17 protein-coding genes are annotated in these 16924 nt (G+C 70.6%); 9 read left to right on the top strand and 8 right to left on the bottom strand.

What is annotated here, in order from left to right; genetic code table 11:
* Nucleotides 1-7 precede the first annotated feature (7 nt).
* Nucleotides 8-1597: an alpha-L-arabinofuranosidase C-terminal domain-containing protein gene (locus ACXJJ3_RS02250; RefSeq protein ID WP_458168167.1), complete on the bottom strand. Its 1590-nt coding sequence runs from the start codon at nucleotides 1595-1597 to the stop codon at nucleotides 8-10.
* Nucleotides 1598-1622: 25 nt separating this feature from the next.
* Here ACXJJ3_RS02250 and ACXJJ3_RS02255 point away from each other — a divergent pair, with 25 nt between their 5' ends.
* Nucleotides 1623-3014, top strand: a complete 1392-nt coding sequence (locus ACXJJ3_RS02255; RefSeq protein WP_458168168.1) for a sulfatase family protein — start codon at nucleotides 1623-1625, stop codon at nucleotides 3012-3014.
* Nucleotides 3015-3024: 10 nt separating this feature from the next.
* On the opposite strand, the gene ACXJJ3_RS02260 is transcribed toward ACXJJ3_RS02255, so the two are convergent.
* On the bottom strand, nucleotides 3025-4740 hold the full coding sequence (locus ACXJJ3_RS02260; protein ID WP_458168169.1) for a cation:proton antiporter: 1716 nt from the start codon (nucleotides 4738-4740) through the stop codon (nucleotides 3025-3027).
* 126 nt (nucleotides 4741-4866) lie between these two features.
* On the opposite strand from ACXJJ3_RS02260, the gene ACXJJ3_RS02265 reads away from it, so the two are divergent.
* From ACXJJ3_RS02265 to ACXJJ3_RS02295, 7 genes are all read left to right on the top strand, one after another.
* Nucleotides 4867-5490 carry a VOC family protein gene (locus ACXJJ3_RS02265; protein WP_458168170.1) on the top strand — a complete coding sequence of 208 codons (624 nt, stop codon included), beginning with the start codon at nucleotides 4867-4869 and terminating at the stop codon, nucleotides 5488-5490.
* 69 nt (nucleotides 5491-5559) lie between these two features.
* Nucleotides 5560-5991: a VOC family protein gene (locus ACXJJ3_RS02270; RefSeq protein ID WP_458168171.1), complete on the top strand. Its 432-nt coding sequence runs from the start codon at nucleotides 5560-5562 to the stop codon at nucleotides 5989-5991.
* A gap of 30 nt (nucleotides 5992-6021) precedes the next feature.
* Nucleotides 6022-6756 carry a helix-turn-helix transcriptional regulator gene (locus tag ACXJJ3_RS02275; protein WP_458168173.1) on the top strand — a complete coding sequence of 245 codons (735 nt, stop codon included), beginning with the start codon at nucleotides 6022-6024 and terminating at the stop codon, nucleotides 6754-6756.
* 65 nt (nucleotides 6757-6821) lie between these two features.
* Nucleotides 6822-7211 carry a VOC family protein gene (locus tag ACXJJ3_RS02280; protein ID WP_458168174.1) on the top strand — a complete coding sequence of 130 codons (390 nt, stop codon included), beginning with the start codon at nucleotides 6822-6824 and terminating at the stop codon, nucleotides 7209-7211.
* Nucleotides 7211-7573 carry a hypothetical protein gene (locus ACXJJ3_RS02285; protein WP_458168176.1) on the top strand — a complete coding sequence of 121 codons (363 nt, stop codon included), beginning with the start codon at nucleotides 7211-7213 and terminating at the stop codon, nucleotides 7571-7573. The genes ACXJJ3_RS02280 and ACXJJ3_RS02285 overlap by 1 nt, the downstream gene beginning before the upstream one ends.
* A gap of 10 nt (nucleotides 7574-7583) precedes the next feature.
* The gene (gene pta / locus ACXJJ3_RS02290; protein ID WP_458168177.1) at nucleotides 7584-9665 is read left to right on the top strand and encodes a phosphate acetyltransferase; all 2082 of its coding nucleotides are present in this window, start codon (nucleotides 7584-7586) and stop codon (nucleotides 9663-9665) included.
* Nucleotides 9662-10852, top strand: coding sequence for an acetate/propionate family kinase (locus tag ACXJJ3_RS02295; protein ID WP_458168178.1), 1191 nt, complete (start codon nucleotides 9662-9664; stop codon nucleotides 10850-10852). The genes pta and ACXJJ3_RS02295 overlap by 4 nt, the downstream gene beginning before the upstream one ends.
* On the opposite strand, the gene ACXJJ3_RS02300 is transcribed toward ACXJJ3_RS02295, so the two are convergent.
* From ACXJJ3_RS02300 to ACXJJ3_RS02315, 4 genes are all read right to left on the bottom strand, one after another.
* Complete coding sequence (locus ACXJJ3_RS02300) at nucleotides 10822-11562, bottom strand: site-2 protease family protein (protein WP_458168179.1); 741 nt, start codon at nucleotides 11560-11562, stop codon at nucleotides 10822-10824. The two genes, ACXJJ3_RS02295 and ACXJJ3_RS02300, sit on opposite strands and share 31 nt — an antisense overlap.
* Nucleotides 11563-11572: 10 nt before the next feature.
* On the bottom strand, nucleotides 11573-12748 hold the full coding sequence (locus tag ACXJJ3_RS02305) for an ABC transporter permease (RefSeq protein ID WP_458168180.1): 1176 nt from the start codon (nucleotides 12746-12748) through the stop codon (nucleotides 11573-11575).
* Entirely contained in the window at nucleotides 12745-13641 is an 897-nt protein-coding gene (locus ACXJJ3_RS02310) for an ABC transporter ATP-binding protein (RefSeq protein ID WP_458168181.1), read from the bottom strand. The genes ACXJJ3_RS02305 and ACXJJ3_RS02310 overlap by 4 nt, the downstream gene beginning before the upstream one ends.
* A 63-nt stretch (nucleotides 13642-13704) precedes the next feature.
* Entirely contained in the window at nucleotides 13705-14196 is a 492-nt protein-coding gene (locus ACXJJ3_RS02315; protein WP_458168182.1) for a DUF2231 domain-containing protein, read from the bottom strand.
* A 106-nt stretch (nucleotides 14197-14302) separates the two neighbouring features.
* Here ACXJJ3_RS02315 and ACXJJ3_RS02320 point away from each other — a divergent pair, with 106 nt between their 5' ends.
* Nucleotides 14303-15298 carry a lysylphosphatidylglycerol synthase transmembrane domain-containing protein gene (locus tag ACXJJ3_RS02320; protein ID WP_458168183.1) on the top strand — a complete coding sequence of 332 codons (996 nt, stop codon included), beginning with the start codon at nucleotides 14303-14305 and terminating at the stop codon, nucleotides 15296-15298.
* Here ACXJJ3_RS02320 and ACXJJ3_RS02325 read toward each other — a convergent pair.
* Together ACXJJ3_RS02325 and ACXJJ3_RS02330 are read right to left on the bottom strand one after the other, a co-directional pair.
* A complete protein-coding gene (locus ACXJJ3_RS02325) occupies nucleotides 15285-15929 on the bottom strand; it encodes a response regulator (protein ID WP_458168184.1) in 645 nt (214 codons plus the stop codon). The genes ACXJJ3_RS02320 and ACXJJ3_RS02325 overlap by 14 nt on opposite strands.
* Entirely contained in the window at nucleotides 15926-16867 is a 942-nt protein-coding gene (locus tag ACXJJ3_RS02330) for a histidine kinase (RefSeq protein WP_458168185.1), read from the bottom strand. The genes ACXJJ3_RS02325 and ACXJJ3_RS02330 overlap by 4 nt, the downstream gene beginning before the upstream one ends.
* Nucleotides 16868-16924 lie beyond the last annotated feature (57 nt).

Here is a 16924-nt window from a genome sequence, read left to right on the forward strand (position 1 = left end):
GTCGAGACTAACGCGCGAACGAGAGCAGCGTGATGCTGTGCGGCGGGAACTCGTAGCTTCCGTCCAGGTCGACCGTGCCGAGGTCGCGGAGCGCGACGGTGTCCGGTGCGCTGAGGCTGTTGGAGGCGAGTACGTCGTCTGCGCTCAGCCGCATGACCGCGCACCGGGACGGCAACGCCTCGCGGCGTCCGTCGAGGGTCAGCGCGGCGCCGATCGTGTCGTCGCGGTGCCGGTTGATGACTGCGACCCGGATCGTCTGCCCGTCCGTCGTCGCCGACACGTCCAGGTCCGGCACCGTCGCCGGCACGCTCCGGAACTCGCCGCGGTGGTCCCGCTCGTCCCCCTGCCGTACGGCGGCCAGCCGCCCGGGCGACCGTACGTCGGCCGCCAGCGCGATCGGGCCGAGGTGGTTCTGGAAGAGATCCCACACGTGGTACGTCGCCGCGCGCACCGAACCGTTGGGGCGGGCAACGATCACGCCGTTCGCGTTCAGCAGGTTGACCGTGTTCGCCATCGTCACCGGCACCTCCCGGCCGCCCATCCGGTGCAGGGCGTGGAAGACGCCGGCGTAGAACAGCGCGTCGGCGAGGGTGCGCGGGCTCCAGCGGTTCACCCGGTGCGCGGGATGCGTGGGCAGGCCGTCGACGCCGCGCGGGACCGTGCCGCCGTCGTCCGACGGCTGCGGCTCCGGCCAGCTCGCGGGCTCGACGTGCCGGATGTTCCACTCGTCCAGCGCGAGGCCGAGCGGACGATCCACCCCGGCGCGGGCGGCCAGCGCGCCGACGAGGTCGGAGTACTCGACGAGCTGCTGCTCGAAGTACAGCGACTGGGCAACGATCGCGTCGTACTCGGCGGCGCCGTCGAACTGTTGCGTGGTCGCGCCGTACAGGTGGAACGACAGGTAGTCGATCTGGTTGCCGACGGCCCGCAGTACGGTCTCGGTCCAGTGCGCGTCGGCCTGACCGACCGCGATGAACTTGAGCGCCGGATCGACCCCGCGCATGAAGCGGGCGTGCTCGGCCGCGTCGGCGGCGTACGCGGCGGCGGGGCGGTGCCCCATCTGCCAGTCGCCGTACACCTCGTTGCCGAGGCCCCAGTACTTCACGCCGTACGGCGCCCGGCCGCGGCGGCGGGTGTACTCCGTGTCGCCGGCGTAGTTCGTGTACTCGACCCAGCGGACCGCCTCGTCGACGTCGCGGCAGCTGTGCGCGAGGTACGGCTCGGTCCCGACCTCGGCGCACCAGGCGAGGAACTCGTCGGTGCCGAAGTGGTTGTCCTCCTCCGAGCCCCACGCCAGCTCCAGCCGGCGCGGACGGCCGGTGCGCGGGCCGATGCCGTCCTCCCAGTGGTACGCCGAGGTGAAGTTGCCGCCGGGCCAGCGCACGACCGGGAGGCCGAGCTCCTGGCAGAGGGCGATCACGTCCTTGCGGAGACCGCTGCGTACGTCGTCACCGCCGTACGCGAGTGGTGAGCCCTCGTCGAAGACACCACCGTCGATGTTGCCGAAGAACGCGGACTCCAGGAAGTGCCCGTAGATCATCGGATCGATGGCGTGCTGCCGGTCGCTGTGGATGTCGATCGTGGCGGCGAAAGTCACAGCACTGGACTATAGACTGCTTCGCATGCCGCCGAACGTCCTGCTCATCTGTACCGACCAGCAGCGTTTCTCCGCATTGGGTGCCTCGGGCAACGATGAGATCGACACCCCCAACCTGGACCGGCTCGCAACTCAAGGCGTGTTGTTCGAGAACTGCTATGTGCAGAGCCCTGTCTGCGCGCCGTCCCGCGCGAGTCTGATGACCGGCCGGTACGTGCACCAGCACGGCCTGTGGGCGAACGGCGTCGGACTGCCGGACCACGAGCGGCTGTTCAGCAAGGACCTCGCCGACGCCGGGTACGACTGCGGCCTGGTCGGCAAGTTCCACCTGAACGCGTGCTTCGGCGGCCGGTCCGAGGTGCGGCACGACGACGGCTTCCGGGTGTTCCGGTGGGCGCACGATCCGTACCCGGGGTCGTCGGAGAACGAGTACCACCGCTGGCTGTACACGGTGCGTCCGGATCTTGTCGGGGCGGAGCTGGACTACGACTCGCTGCCGGCCGAGATCCACTACAGCCGCTGGATCGGCGCGCAGACGATCGACTTCCTCGCCCGGTCCCGCGAGCGGTCGAAGCCGTTCTTCTTCGTCGCGAACTTCTTCGATCCGCACCACGGGTTCGGGGCGCCCGAGGAGTACGTCCGCCGGTACCGGGAGAAGGAGCTGAGCCGCCCGGTCCCGGACGACCTGTCCGGCAAGCCGCCGATCCAGACCGAGGCGTCGCACGCGTCGTACGCCGGGCACGCGCGCGGGTTCACGACGTACAGCCCGGAGGAGCTGCAGGAGGTCAAGGCGGCGTACTACGCGATGGTCACGCTGGTGGACGACGAGGTCGGGCGGATCCTCGACGCGCTCGACGCGCAGGGCCTCGCCGACGACACGCTGGTCATCTTCACCAGCGACCACGGCGAGATGCTCGGCGACCACGAGCTGATGCTCAAAGGCCCGATGATGTACGACGAGGCCGTCCGCGTCCCGCTACTTCTGCGCTGGCCGTCCGTCATCCCCGCCGGCACCCGCAGCCCCGACATCGTCCAGTGGATCGACCTCTCCGCCACGATCCTGACGGCCGCCGGCCTCCCCACCCGCGGCGAAGGCCAGGACCTCCTCCCCCTCACCACCGGCCAGAACAGCCGCGGCTGGGCCGTCAGCGAGTACCGCAACAGCGGCCACCCGTACGCCGACCCCGTGCACCTCACGATGCTCCGCCGCGACCACTGGAAGCTGATCGTCCACCACGCATCCCGCACCCGCCCCCGAACCGGCGAACTCTACGACCTCACCGCCGACCCCCACGAACAACAGAACCTCTGGAACGACCCCCTCCACCGCGACATCCGCACAAACCTCCAAGAATCCCTCCTCGACACCCTCGTAGCCACCGAATCCCGCACCCAACCCCGCCTCGCGGACTGGTAGGCCCGCGGTTTCAGCTGGTGGTGAAGCGTTGTTCGAGGGTGTCGAGGAAGGATTGGACCTGGCGGTAGGTTTCGGAGCTGTAGGCGCCGACGCTGCGTTCGGTGGAGAGGGCTTCGCGCATGGCGTCGAGGTAGCGGCGTTGGATTACTTCCATTTGTTCGCGGGTGTCCGGTTTGGTGTCGCGGAGTTGGCGGGTGCCGGACATCAGGCGGGGCAGGATGCGGTCTTTCAGGCTGTGGACGACGTCTGGGTCGAGGGGTTCGCCTTCGACGGTTTGGTCCGCCAGGGGGCCGACGGCGTCGATGGCGGATTCGCCGATCCGGCGCATGAGTTCCTGGACGGAGTCGCGTTTGTCCTCCGCGCTCTCGGGACGGAAGCGCATCCGCGCGATCACCGCGGGCAGCGAGATGCCGAACAGCACCAGCGTGATCAGCGCGACGATGAACGCGGCCAGTACGACGGTTGCGCGGTGCGGCGTACCGGCGGGGATCGTCTGGGCGGCGGCGACCGTGACGACGCCGCGCATCCCGGCCCACGCGAGCACCAGCAGGCCGCGTCCGGTGATCGGCTCCCGCTCCTCGAAGTCGGCGTCGGCGCGACCGCGGGCGAGCCGTTTCCGGGCCCAGGCGACCCGGTTCTCCTCACGCTCGGTCGACGGCTCCATCGCCTCGAGCCGTTCCTCGAACTGATCCAGCTGCGCATGCGCCTGCTCGTGCCGGTCGTCCGGCCCGAAGTGGCTCTGCAACGCCGGCCACACCAGCCCCAGGAACCGCAGCGCGATCAGCAACCCGACCACGAGCAGCACCAGGACCGTGATCTCCCCGGCCGTGGTCTCCGCGCGTGCGTCGTTCACCAGCTCCGGCAGCTCGTACCCCATCGCCAGGAAGACGCCGCTCTCCAGGATGAAGCTGATCGTCGTCCAGGTGGTCGACTGCGTCTGCCGGTCCCGCGCACTGAACCGCCGGTTCCCGAGCGCCCCGGTCAGCAGCCCGGCGATCACCACCGCGAGTACGCCGGACGCGTGCGCCTCCTCGGCCGGGAAGTACGCGAGGAACGGCACCGCGAACGAGATCGTCGTGTTCAGCACCGGATCGTCCAGCCGCTGCCGCAGTACGACGGTGACGAACCCGACCGCCCCACCGATCAGGATCGCCCCGACGACCGCCCACACGAAGTCGAGCACCGTATGACCGAGGCTGAAATGCGTCGTCACCGCCAGCGCCGCCACCGCGGTCCGCAACACGACCAGCGCCGACGCGTCGTTCACGAGACTCTCGCCCTCGAGCACCGTCATCAGCCGCGGCGGTAGCCCGACCCGGTGCCCGATCGCGGTCGCCGCGACCGCGTCCGTCGGGCTGACGACCGCCCCGAGCGCCACCGCAAGCGCGAACGAGATGCTCGGGAACGCCGCGTGCACCAGCGCCCCGATCACCAGCGCCGACACGATCACCATCACGATCGACAGCCACGAGATCAGCCCGAAGTTCCGCCGTACGTCGATCACCGGCAGCTTGACCGCCGACGTGTAGAGCAGCGGCGGCAGCACGCCCGCGAGGATGATCTCCGGTTCGATGTGGATGGCGGGCGTACTCGGCAGGTAGCTGGCGCCGATCCCGAGCGCGACCAGCAGCAACGGCGCCGCGACACCGGTCCGGCGCGCGAACACCGAGGCGGCGATCATGATCGCGAGCCCCGCACCGGCAATCAGAACGATCTGGTGGTCCACGTGACGGCAGTCTAGGGGCGGCGGCCCGTGCCCCAGGGTAATGACCAGTGATTCACCCTGGTGTCACGCGCGGCCCGGAGCGGCAGATTGGTGGTCAACGCAGGATGTTGATCCCAGGAGGAAGTCATGAGTACCGACCTGTTGTTCGAAGCCGTCGTCGTCCCGGTCGCGGACGTGGACCGTTCGAAGGCGTTCTACACCGGCCTCGGCTGGCGGCTGGACGCGGACTTCGCGTTCGACAACGGGTTCCGGGTCGTCCAGTTCACCCCGCCGGGCTCCCCCGCCTCGGTCCAGTTCGGCAGCAACATCACCACGGCCGAGCCCGGTACGGCGCAGGGCCTGTACCTGGTCGTCGCGGACATCGAGGCGGCCCGGTCGGAGCTGATCGCCGCCGGCGCGACGGTCGGCGAGGTGTTCCACCCGGGCGCGCCGGGTGCCCAGTTCGAGCCGGCGACCGCCAGCGGCCGGGTGGCCGGTCCGGCGGACGACCGGTCGAGCTACGGCTCGTTCGCGACGTTCGGCGACCCGGACGGCAACACCTGGCTGCTGCAGGAGGTCACGGCGCGGATCCCCGGCCGGGTCAGCGAGGCGACGTACGGCTCGGTCGCGGAGCTGGAGGACGCGCTCCGGACCGCGGCGAAGGCCCACGGCGAGCACGAGGCCCGGACCGGCCGGGCCGACGAGAACTGGCCGGCCTGGTACGCCGCCTACATGCTCGCCGAGCACACCGGCGCGAAACTTCCTGAGTAGGACATGTAGAGAACGTCGCCGCAGCCTCGTCCTCCGGGCAAGAACCACCTGACAGAGGAGACTCGGACGATGGCAATCAAGCGCATGGACCACATCGGTGTCGTGGTCGAGGACCTGGCGGCGGCGAAGGCGTTCTACCTGGAGCTCGGGATGGAGCTGGTCGGCGAGACCACGGTGTCCGGGCCGTGGGTGGAGGGCGTGTCCGGGATGCCGGGCGTGGTCGCGGACATCTCGTTCCTGCGGACCCCGGACGGGCACGGGCAGCTGGAGCTGACGACGTACCGGACCCCGCTCGCGACGACGCTGGAGCCGGACGCGCCGCCGAACACGCTCGGGATCCGGAACCTGATGTTCGCCGTCGACGACGTCCGGGACACCGTCGACCGGCTGAAGGCGCACGGCGGGTCGCTGGTCGGCACGATCGAGGAGTACACGCCCGGAAAGCACTTCTGCTACCTGCGCGGCCCGCAGGGCGTGATTATCGCGCTTGCCGAAGACTAATTGTCCATGGCACCGCCTAGCGTGCGGTGCATGAACCGGATCGATCGGCTGTACGCGCTCGCGGAGGAGCTGCGCGCGGCGGGCCCGCGGGGGCGGACGGCGCGGCAGCTGGCAGCGCGTTTCGAGGTCAGCGTACGGACCATCGAGCGCGACCTGAGCGCGCTCGGGCAGGCCGGCGTACCGCTGGCCACCAAGCAGGGCCGGACCGGCGGGTACTCCGTGGACCGCGCGATGAGCCTCCCGCCGCTGAACTTCACGCCGCGGGAGGCGATGGCGGTCGCGGTGGCGCTGAGCCGCAGCGACCACGTGCTGTTCGCGCGGGACTCCCGAACCGCGCTGCAGAAGATCGTCGCCGCGATGCCGCAGCGGGACCTCGACGAGGCGCGGACGGCGGCCGCCAAGGTGCGGCTGCTGGTGCAGCCGGTGCCGGATCCGGACGGCGAGATCGCGGAGCAGATCTGGCGGGCGGTGCGCGACAACCAGGTGCTGCGGGTGCAGTACACCGACGTCGGCGGCGTCGAGACGGTCCGCGAGATCGAGCCGCAGCACGTGGTCGTCGGGCCGAACGGGTCGTACCTGACCGCCTGGTGCCATCTGCGGCAGGAGGACCGGGTGTTCCGGATGGACCGGATCACCAAGGCGGAGCGGACCGCGACGCTGCCGCTGCGGCCGCCGGCGACCGACGACCTGCACGTCGACGGGTACGAGACCAAACTGCCGGACGCCGCGCTGCGTCCGGAGGATCTTTTTCCAACTCCGACATAGGGCTGTCGCGAACCGCTGGAACCGTGGTTCTCACGCAGTCCACACGAGTTGAAGGAGAAAGTCCCATGAGTACTCCCGCACCCGGCACGCTGGCCTGGTTCGAGGTCGCGACCGACAACCCGGACGCGGCGGAGAAGTTCTACGGCAGCCTGTTCGACTGGTCGTTCGACTCGTCCGGCAGCCAGACGTCCGGCGGCCTGGACTACCGCAACATCACCGCCTCCGGCGCGCCGCAGCCGATGGGCGGGCTGTTCGCGACCAACGGCGAGCTGCCGAACCACGCCGTCTTCTACATCCTGGTCGCCGACGTCGAGGCGACCTGCACCGACGCCGAGCAGCTCGGCGGCACGGTGGTGAACAAGCGGCTCGGCGTCGGCGGCGGCACGCCGGACTTCGCCTACCTGCGCGACCCGGCCGGTAACCAGTTCGCGGTCTTCACGCCGCGCCCCGAGTAATGACCCCCACCAGCCCCGCGTCCCCGCCGGCCGGCACCGGCGGGGCGCAGGCCCTGTACGACGAGCTGACCGACGACCTGCTCTACGACCCGGCGATCGGGTACGGGACGATCATGGGCCATCCGTGCATCCGGCTGGCCGGGAAGTTCGTCACCTGCCTGGAGCGGAACGGCACCGGCCTGATCCTCAAGCTGCCCGCGGCCCGGGTCGGCGAGCTGATTGCCGACGGCACCGGCGTACCGTTCACCGCGAACCGCGCGCCGATGCGCGAGTGGGTCACGATCCCGGCGGTCGACCGGACCCGCTGGCAGTCGCTGCTGGCGGAAGCGGTCGCGTTCGCCCGGACGCAGGTGGTTCCGTAGGGTTCGGGGTATGGGTAGCAGTGTCTACGTTGCTTCGGTGGAGGGGACGACCGGGAAGTCGACGGTGGCTCTCGGCGTACTGCATCAGTTGTCGCGGCGGGTCGGGCGGGTGGCGGTGTTCCGGCCGATCGTCCGCGCCGACACCGCGACGCACGGCGGGCGGGACTACGTCCTCGACCTGCTGATCTCGCAGGACGCGGTCGAGCAGTCGTACGAGGACGGCGTCGGAGTCACGTACGACGCCGTGCACGCGGACCCGGACGCGGCGCTGGACACGATCGTGGAGCGGTACCACGCGGTCGCGGAGCGGGCGGAGGCGGTGGTGATCGTCGGCAGCGACTACACCGACGTGGGGACGCCGACCGAGTTCTCGTTCAACGCGAAGATCGCGGCGAACCTCGGCGCGCCGGTGCTGCTGGTGCTGAACGGCTTCGACCGCACGCCCCACGACATCCGCGCGATCGCCGACATGGCAGCCGCCGAGCTGACCGCCAACCACGGCTCTCTGTTCGCCGTCATCGCCAACCGGGTGGATGGTGGGGCAGGTACCGAGTTGGTCGCAGCCTTGGAGGGGGTGGGCGCGCCGGCGTTCGCCATTCCTGAGGAGCCGGTGCTCAATCAGCCGCTGGTCGGGGACCTGTTGCCGCCGATCGACGGGCAGTTGCTGAGCGGCGACCCGCAGCTGCTGACCCGCGAGGTCACCGGGCTGATGATCGCCGGGATGACCATGCCGAACGTGCTCGATCGGCTGTTCGAAGGCGCCGCGGTGGTGACCGCAGGCGATCGCCCCGAGGTGGTCCTCGGCGTCGTGATGGCGCACGCGTCCCGCACCTTCCCGCAGATCGCCGCGATCGTCCTCAACGGCGGCTTCGAGCTCCCCGCCCAGGTGCAACGCCTGATCGAAGGCCTCGGCGTCACGCTCCCCATCATCGAGACCGGCCTCGGCACCCAGGCCACCTCCAGCAAGCTCACCGCCGTCCGCGGCCGCCTGACCAAGGACGCGCCCCGCAAGATCGACACCGCGCTCGCGCTCTTCGACCAGTACGTCGACGGCCCGGCGCTGCTCGACCAGCTCGCCCTGGCCCGGAGCAGCGCGGTGACCCCGCTGATGTTCGAGCACCAACTGGTGGACCGCGCCGTCTCGGACCGCCGCCACATCGTCCTCCCGGAGGGCGGCGAGGAGCGGATCCTGCGGGCGGCCGACGTACTGCTCCGGCGTGGTGTCGCGGACCTGACGCTGCTCGGCGACCCGACCGTGATCAGCCAGCAGGCCGCGACGCTCGGCGTCGACGTGAGCGCGGCGACCGTCGTCCATCCCGAGCACAGCGACCTGGCCGAGCGGTTCGCGGCGGAGTACCACCGGCTCCGCAAGCATCGCGGCGTCGACCTCGACCGGGCGCGTGAGCTGGTCCGGGACGTCTCGTACTTCGGCACGATGATGGTGCAGCTCGGCCTCGCGGACGGCATGGTGTCCGGCGCCGTGCACACCACCGCGCACACGATCCGCCCGGCGCTCGAGGTGGTGAAGACGGTCCCGGACGTGTCCGTGGTCTCGTCGGTGTTCTTCATGTGCCTGCAGAACCAGGTGCTCGTGTACGGCGACTGCGCGGTGAACCCGGACCCGACCGCGGAACAGCTCGCGGACATCGCGATCTCGTCGGCCGGCACCGCCGCGGCGTTCGGGGTGCAGCCGCGGATCGCGATGCTCTCGTACTCGACCGGCACGTCCGGCGCCGGCACCGACGTCGAAAAGGTGTCGAAGGCAACGACCATCGTCCGCGAGCGGGCGCCGGAGCTGCCGGTCGAGGGCCCGATCCAGTACGACGCCGCGATCGACGCCGCCGTCGCCCGGACCAAGCTGCCGGACTCCCCCGTCGCCGGGAAGGCGACGGTGTTCGTGTTCCCGGATCTCAACACCGGCAACAACACCTACAAGGCGGTGCAGCGCTCGGCGAACGCGGTCGCGGTCGGACCGGTCCTGCAGGGTCTCCGGAAGCCGGTCAACGACCTGTCCCGCGGCGCCACGGTCCGGGACATCGTCAACACGGTCGCGATCACCGCGATCCAGGCGCAACAAGGTGGAACGCGATGAGTGAATACGTCCTGGTGATCAACGCCGGCTCGTCCTCGCTGAAGTACAGCCTGGTCGACGCTGTGTCCGGTACGGCGGCCGCGTCCGGACTGGTCGAACGGATCGGTGAGGAGCAGAGCCACCACGTGCACCACGGCCCGTCCGGTGACGTCGACGACGACCAGCCGGTCGCCGATCACGAGGCCGCGCTGGAGGCGGCAGTGCGGGCCTTCGACAAGTACGGCCCGGCGCTGTCCGAGGTCGACATCGTCGCGGTCGGGCATCGCGTCGTGCACGGCGGCGACCGGTTCGCGGCGCCCGCGCTGGTGGACGACGAACTGATCGCGGCCGTCACGGACCTGGTACCGCTGGCCCCGCTGCACAACCCCGAGAACCTCGAAGGGATCGAGGTCGCGCGCCGGCTGTTCCCGGACCTGCCGCACGTGGCGGTGTTCGACACGGCGTTCCACCAGACGCTGCCGCCGTACGCCTACACGTACGCCGTACCGTCGTCATGGCTGGACGACTACGGGATCCGGCGGTACGGGTTCCACGGGACGTCGCACGCGTTCGTGTCGGAGCAGGCGGCCCGGCTGCTCGGCCGCGAACCCGATGAGCTGAACGTGATCGTCCTGCACCTCGGCAACGGCTGCTCCGCGGCGGCGATCCGCGGCGGTCAGTCCGTCGACACGTCGATGGGGTTGACGCCGCTGGAAGGGCTGGTGATGGGCACCCGCTCGGGCGATCTCGATCCGGCGGTCCACGGACACCTGGCGCGGGTCGCCGGCCAGTCCGCCGAGGAGACCGACCGGGTGCTGAACTCGCAGTCCGGGCTCAAGGGCCTGACCGGCGCGAACGACTTCCGCGAGGTCCTGCGCCGCCGTGCGGACGGTGACGGGCAGGCTCAGCTCGCGTTCGACATCTACACGTACCGCCTGAAGAAGTACATCGGCGCGTACTACGCGGTCCTCGGCACCGTCGACGCGATCGTGTTCACCGCCGGCGTCGGGCAGCACTCCGCCGAGGCCCGGGCCGCCGCGCTCGCGGGGCTCGAGCCGCTCGGCATCCACCTGGATCCGGTCCGCAACGCCGACCCGAGCGACAACCTGGTCAGCACCGACGACAGCCTGGTCAAGGTGCTGGTCATCCCGACGAACGAGGAGTGGGAGATCGCCCGTCAGTCCGTGGGCGTGCTCACCGCCCGCTGACGAGCCTGCCGGCGTTCCATGGTCGCGGCCAGCCCGATGACGTAGCCCACGGCAAGCAACCACAGTCCGCCGGGATCCTTGGTGATCAGCTCCGCGACGCCGGCCAGCGCCACCAGGGTCCCGACGCAGACGCCGGCGACCGACGCGATCACGGTCGCCTTGTCCGGGTCGCCGTACCGGTGCCAGAGCACCGCGCGCAGGACCCGACCGCCGTCCAGCGGCACGCCGGGCAGCAGGTTGAAGACGAACAGCGCCAGGTTCATCACCGCGAGCCACATCACCGACATCTCCGGCAGCCCACCGTGCTCACTTGCCCCGAGCAACAGTCCGCCGCCGATGCCGAGACCGCCGAGCGCGAGGCTGGCCGCGGGACCGGCGGCGGCGATCAGGAACGCGCCGCGCGGCGTCTCCGGGTCGCCGTCCAGCACACTCACGCCGCCGAGCATCCAGAGCGTGATCCGCTGCACCGGAACCCGGAACCGCAGCGCCGTCAGCGCGTGCGCCAGCTCGTGGACCAGCAGCGACGCCACGAAGACGACGGCGACGATCACGCCGGTGATCCAGTACTCGGCCGCGCTCCGGCCGGGCACCAGGTACGGCAGCGTCGTCCAGGCGAGGGTCCCGGTGATGATCAGCACCATGCCGAGGACCGACCAGTGGGTGCCGATCGGGATCCCGGCGATCCGGCCGAAGCGGAACGTTTCCTTCATCCGTGCGTCCTCACTGTGCTGCGCGCCAGGCTTGCTGGATCCGCAGACGGGTCCCGTGGTGCAGGACCGCGCCCTGGTAGAGCCGGCCGCCGATCCGCAGTACGACGCCGGTCGCGGCGACGACGAGGACGGCGGCGAGCACGCCCTGCCAGAGCGGTACGTGGATCAGGGCGGATCGCAGCGGCAGGTACATCGGGGCGGTCGGCGGGAAGAACGACAGGACGGTGACCCACCACGCGTGCGGGTTGCGCAGCGCGACGAAGCCGCCGAGGTAGGCGAGCGTGAGCAGGCCGGTGAGCGGCACGACGGCGGCCTGTGCGTCCTCGATGCGTGACGCCAGCGAGCCGAGGGCGCCGTACAGCACGCTGTAGAAGCTGTAGCCGAGGACGAACCAGACGACGACGCTCGCGATCTGCGGCAGGGTTCCGCCGGGCAGGTTCGGGGGCTTCACGACCTGCAGCGTGAGCGCGGCGACGATCGCGAGCGCCGCGAACTGGGCGACGCCGAGCAGACCGATGCCGATCACCTTGCCGGCCAGCAGCTGGGTCGGGCGGACGCGGGCCAGCAGGACCTCGACGACCCGGCTGGACTTCTCCGCGACGACACCGGTGAGCACGTAGCTGCCGTAGATGTTCAGCGCGACGAACAGCAGGATCACGCCGACCAGCGCGACGATCACGCGGCTGGTGTTGTCCGGGTTCGGGTTGAGGACGGTGACGGCCGGTCTGGCGGGTGCCAGCAGCCCGTTGACGTTGGAAGGCGCCAGGCCGAGGGCGGTGGCGCGTTGCTCAAGGATGTAGCGGCTGGTAGCACCGGCGATGACCGGGGCGAGCGTGGTGTCGGCGTCGCCGGACCAGATGACCTCGACCTTGGTCGCGGTCGCGACGATCGCGGCGTCGGCGGTACCAGCCGTGACCTGAGCGGATGCGGCCGCGCGGGTGTCGACGACGTGCGTCTGTACGTCGAGCCCGCTCGCGGCCAGCGCGGTCGCCAGCGGCTGGGGCTGGGTCGCGACGATCGCGACCGCGTACGTGTGCTGACGTTGTGCGACCCGGACCGGGATCACGATCACCAGCACGACCGCGAGCAGCATCACCACCGCGGACACCCGGAACGCCGTACTGCGGACCCGGGTGCGGATCTCGCGGCTCGCGACGATCCAGACGGCACGGATCCCGGGCGTCATCGGCCGACGGCTTCCCGGAAGAGCTCGTCCAGGGACGGTGGCTCGTAGTCGAACCGCAGGACCGATCCGGCGGTGCGGGCGGCCTGGAGTACGTGGTCGGGGTCGCCGTCGGCCTGCAGACGTAGCTGGACGTGGCGGTCGTCGGCCCGTTCGACCGTGATGCCCTGCAGCTCGGCGGTCCACGCAGTACTCGCGGGTGCGGCGAACACCACCGTCACGCGGCGGTGGGCCGTTGCGCGTTGCAGCTGCTCGAGTTCGCCGGCGAGGACCACGCGGCCGCGGTCGATCGTGACGATGTCCTGGCACAGGTCCTGCACGAGGTCGAGCTGATGGCTGGAGAACAGCACCGTCGTACCGTCCGCGGCGAGGTCGAGGAGCAGGGCGCCGAACTGGTCGACACCGAGCGGATCGAGGCCCGCGAACGGCTCGTCCAGGACGAGGATCTCCGGGTCGTGGACCAGGGCGACCGCGAGCTGGATCCGCTGCTGGTTGCCGTGCGACAGCTCCTCGAGGCGGCGCTCGGCCAGGTCCGCGGCGCCCACCCGGTACAGTACGCCGGTGGTCGCCTCGGCGGCGGCCGCGGACGAGAGGCCGGACAGCATCGCGAAGTACCGCACCTGCTCGGCGACCCGCATCGACGGGTACAGACCGCGCTCTTCCGGCATGTACCCGAACCGGCGGCCACGATCACCGTCGAGCCGCGCCCCGGACCAGCGGATCTCCCCGCCGTCCGGTACGACGAGTCCGAGCAGGCAGCGCATCAGCGTGGTCTTGCCGGCGCCGTTCGGCCCGAGCAGCCCGACGAGCCGCTTGGGTGCGACCGCGAAGGTACAGCCGTCCAGTGCGACGGTGCCGCCGTACCGTTTCCGCAACCCCTCGATCTCCAGCACCACCCGGCCCACCTCCGCTCAGCCGGCGCCCCTTCCGCCAGTGTAGGTAGCCGCGGAAACCCGGCCTCAGGGCTGGGCGGCCCAGTCGTTCCAGCTCGCCTTGGCGCCGGAGTCGCCGATTCGGACCACGTCGTAGACAGCGCCACCCGCGACCAGGACCGCGACCACGGTCAGGACGGCAGTGAGCGCTCCGGAGGTGGGGGCCAGGAACCGGCGGTTGAGCGGCGAGCGGCCGGTGGTTTCGCGCTGGCGCCACCAGATCAGGAGAGCGAGCACCGCCACGCCGATCGCGGCGTAGATCGCGGTGTCGCCCAGCTCGGTGTGCTTCTGGATCAGCGGGCTCGGTGTCAGGTGGTGTTCGAGCCACTCACCCGCATTGGTGGTGATCGGCACCAGCACGACGACGATCAGCGACAGGACCAGGTTGGGACCGGCGAGCCGGCGGCGCGCCGCCGGCCAGAGCGCGGTGAGCGCGAGCAGCAGGGCCGCCAGCGGAAGCAGGACGACGATGGCGTGGACGAGCAGCACGTGGGCGGGGAGACCGTTGACAGTCTTCATGCGACTTCCTTCGTGTGGGGACTGAGTGGCTCACGCTGGCAGCCCGATCTTGGGAAATTCTTGGAAAGCGGCGCCGTGCACACTGGAGACCGGGAGGGAGCGACCCATGGCCACACCGACCAGGAGCCGTCCGGCGTGGTACCGCCGGGTCTGGTCCGCGGTCTCGCTCGTCGTCCTGGTCGCGATCGTCGAGTACGTCGTCCTCCCGAAACTCTCGGTCGCCCGCGAGTCACTCGAGCGGGTCGCCCGGCTGAACGCGCTCTGGCTGATCAGCGCGGTCACCCTCGAAGCCGCCTCGCTGGTCTGCTACTCGCTCTTCAGCCGCGCGCTGCTGTCCGGCAGCCCGGTCCGCTTCTCCTGGATCCTGCGCTCGGACCTGACCGGCTACGGCGTGAGTCACGTCGTGCCCGGCGGCGCGGCCACCGCCACCGCCGTCCGGTTCCGGCTGCTGGTCAGCGGCGGCGCGAAGCCGGCCGACGTCACCGCGACGGTCACCGCCGAGGCGATCGGGTCGCCGCTCGCGCTGGTCCTGGTCGCCTGGCTGGCGACGATCCCCGGGGTCGTCCTCCGCGACGAGACCCCGGCGTACCTGACGTTCTTCCTCGTCGGGCTAGTCGCGCTCGCGCTGGGGCTGCTCGCCGTCCGCGAGAGGTCCCGGCTCGAGCGGCTCTCCGCCCGCCTCCTGCGCGCGATCGCCCATCGTCTCCCCGAGCGCGCCGGGACCTGGATCTCGACCGTCGCGCTCCGGCTCCGCGAGGTGCTCGCCGACCCCGAGGTCCGCAAGGCGTTCCTGCTCTGGGCGACCCTGAACTGGATCCTGGACGCCACCGTGCTGTGGATCTTCGTGGCCGCGTACCACACCCCGATCAATCCGGTGCCGGTCCTGCTCGCGTACTGCGCCGCGAACCTCGCCGCGGTCGTCCCGCTCACCCCGGGCGGAATCGCGGTCGTCGAGGGGATCGCGATCTCCAGCCTGCTCGGCTTCGGCGTCCCCGGAGAGGCAGCCGTCCTCGCGGTGCTGTCCTGGCGGCTGCTCCAGTTCTGGGCGCCGGTCCCGCTGGCCGGCCTGTGCTACCTGAGCCTGCGGGTCAGGGCTCGATGAGCCCGGCGCGGATCGCGTACCGGGTCAGCTCGGTCCGGTCGCGCATGCCGAGCTTCTGCAGGATGTTGGCCCGGTGCCGTTCGACCGTCTTCTGGCTGATTGTCAACAATCTGGCAATCTCCTTGGACGGGTATCCCTCGGCGATCAGCTTCACGACCTCGTCCTCGCGTGCGGTCAGTACCTGCCCGGGCACCCGTTCACCCCGGCGGACGCGGTCCACGTAGTCGCGGACCAGCGTGCTCATCACGCCCGGGTACAGGAACGACTCGCCCCGCCCCGCGGCCCGGCACGCGTCGACGAGGTCCCGGTCGGCGACCGACTTCAGCACGTAACCGCTCGCCCCGGCCTTCAGCGCGGCGAAGAAGTACTGCTCGTTGTCGTACATCGACAGCATCAGCATCTTCGGTGGATCCCGACGGCGGGACAGCTCCCGCGCCGCCTGCAGCCCGGTCATCCGCGGCATCGCGACATCCAGTACGGCGAGATCGACCGGAGTGTCCCGGAACGCCTGCAGCGCCTCCGCCCCGTCGCCCGCCTCGGCCACCACCTGCAGATCCGGCTCGCTGTCCAGGATCAGCCGTACGCCGCGCCGTACCAGCGCGTGGTCGTCCGCGAGCAGGATCCTGATCATCGCCGCTCCAACGGGACGGCCAGGCGTACCGACGTACCCGACTTCCCCGGGCCGACCGTCAGCTCGGCCCCGATCAGCAGCGCCCGCTCCCGCATCCCGCGGATCCCGGTCCCTTCCTCGGCTCCCCGCATCCCCGTCCCATCGTCGTCGACCTGCAACACGATCGCCTCACCCTGCCGCTGCAGCGACAGCCGCACGTCGGCCGCCTGCGAATGCCGGGCCGCGTTCGTCAACGCCTCCTGCGCGACGCGGTAGATCACCAGCTCCCGGTCGGCCCCCAGCTCCGGCAGCCCGGGCGACGTGACCCGCCGTACCCGCAGACCGTGCGCCGAGAACTCGGTCGCGAGCGCCGCCAGCGCACTCTGCAGCCCGAGATCCTCCAGTACGCCGGGCCGCAGCCGCCGCGCCACGCTCCGCACCTCGTCCAGCGTCGCCCGCGCCGTTTCCTGGACCTCCAGCAGGTCCTGCTGCGCGGCCGGCGGCACGTTCGACGACAACTGCTTCAGCCCGAGCAATACGGCGGTCAGCCCCTGGCCGATCTCGTCGTGCAGCTCGCGCGCGATCCGGTGCCGCTCCGCCTCCTGCGCCTCGAGCGCCATCGCGTTGCTCCGGCCGCGCTCCAGCTCCAAGCGTTCGAGCATCGCGTTGAAACCGTGGACGAGATGCTCGACCGCGCTGTTGCGGGACTCCGGCAACCGTTGGCCGGGGCGCTGCAGGTCGACCGCGTCCATCAGCCGCGCCAGCCGGTCCAGCGGGGCGAGACTGGTCCGCAGCAGGATCGAGTTCAGCACCACGATGCCGATCAGGCCGAGCACCAAGACGACCGCCTCCGACTCCAGCACGGTCGCGGACACCGTGACCGGAGCCAGTGCCAGCGCGGCGGTGCCGACCACGAACACCAGCCCGTTGATCAGGCAGACCCGCCAGTACAAAGGCATTCCGTTCACCTCTCCACCTTCCACTACGTACGTCCGCGAAGTCCATGCAGACAGCCA

The sequence above is a fragment of the Kribbella sp. WER1 genome (genome assembly GCF_054189145.1).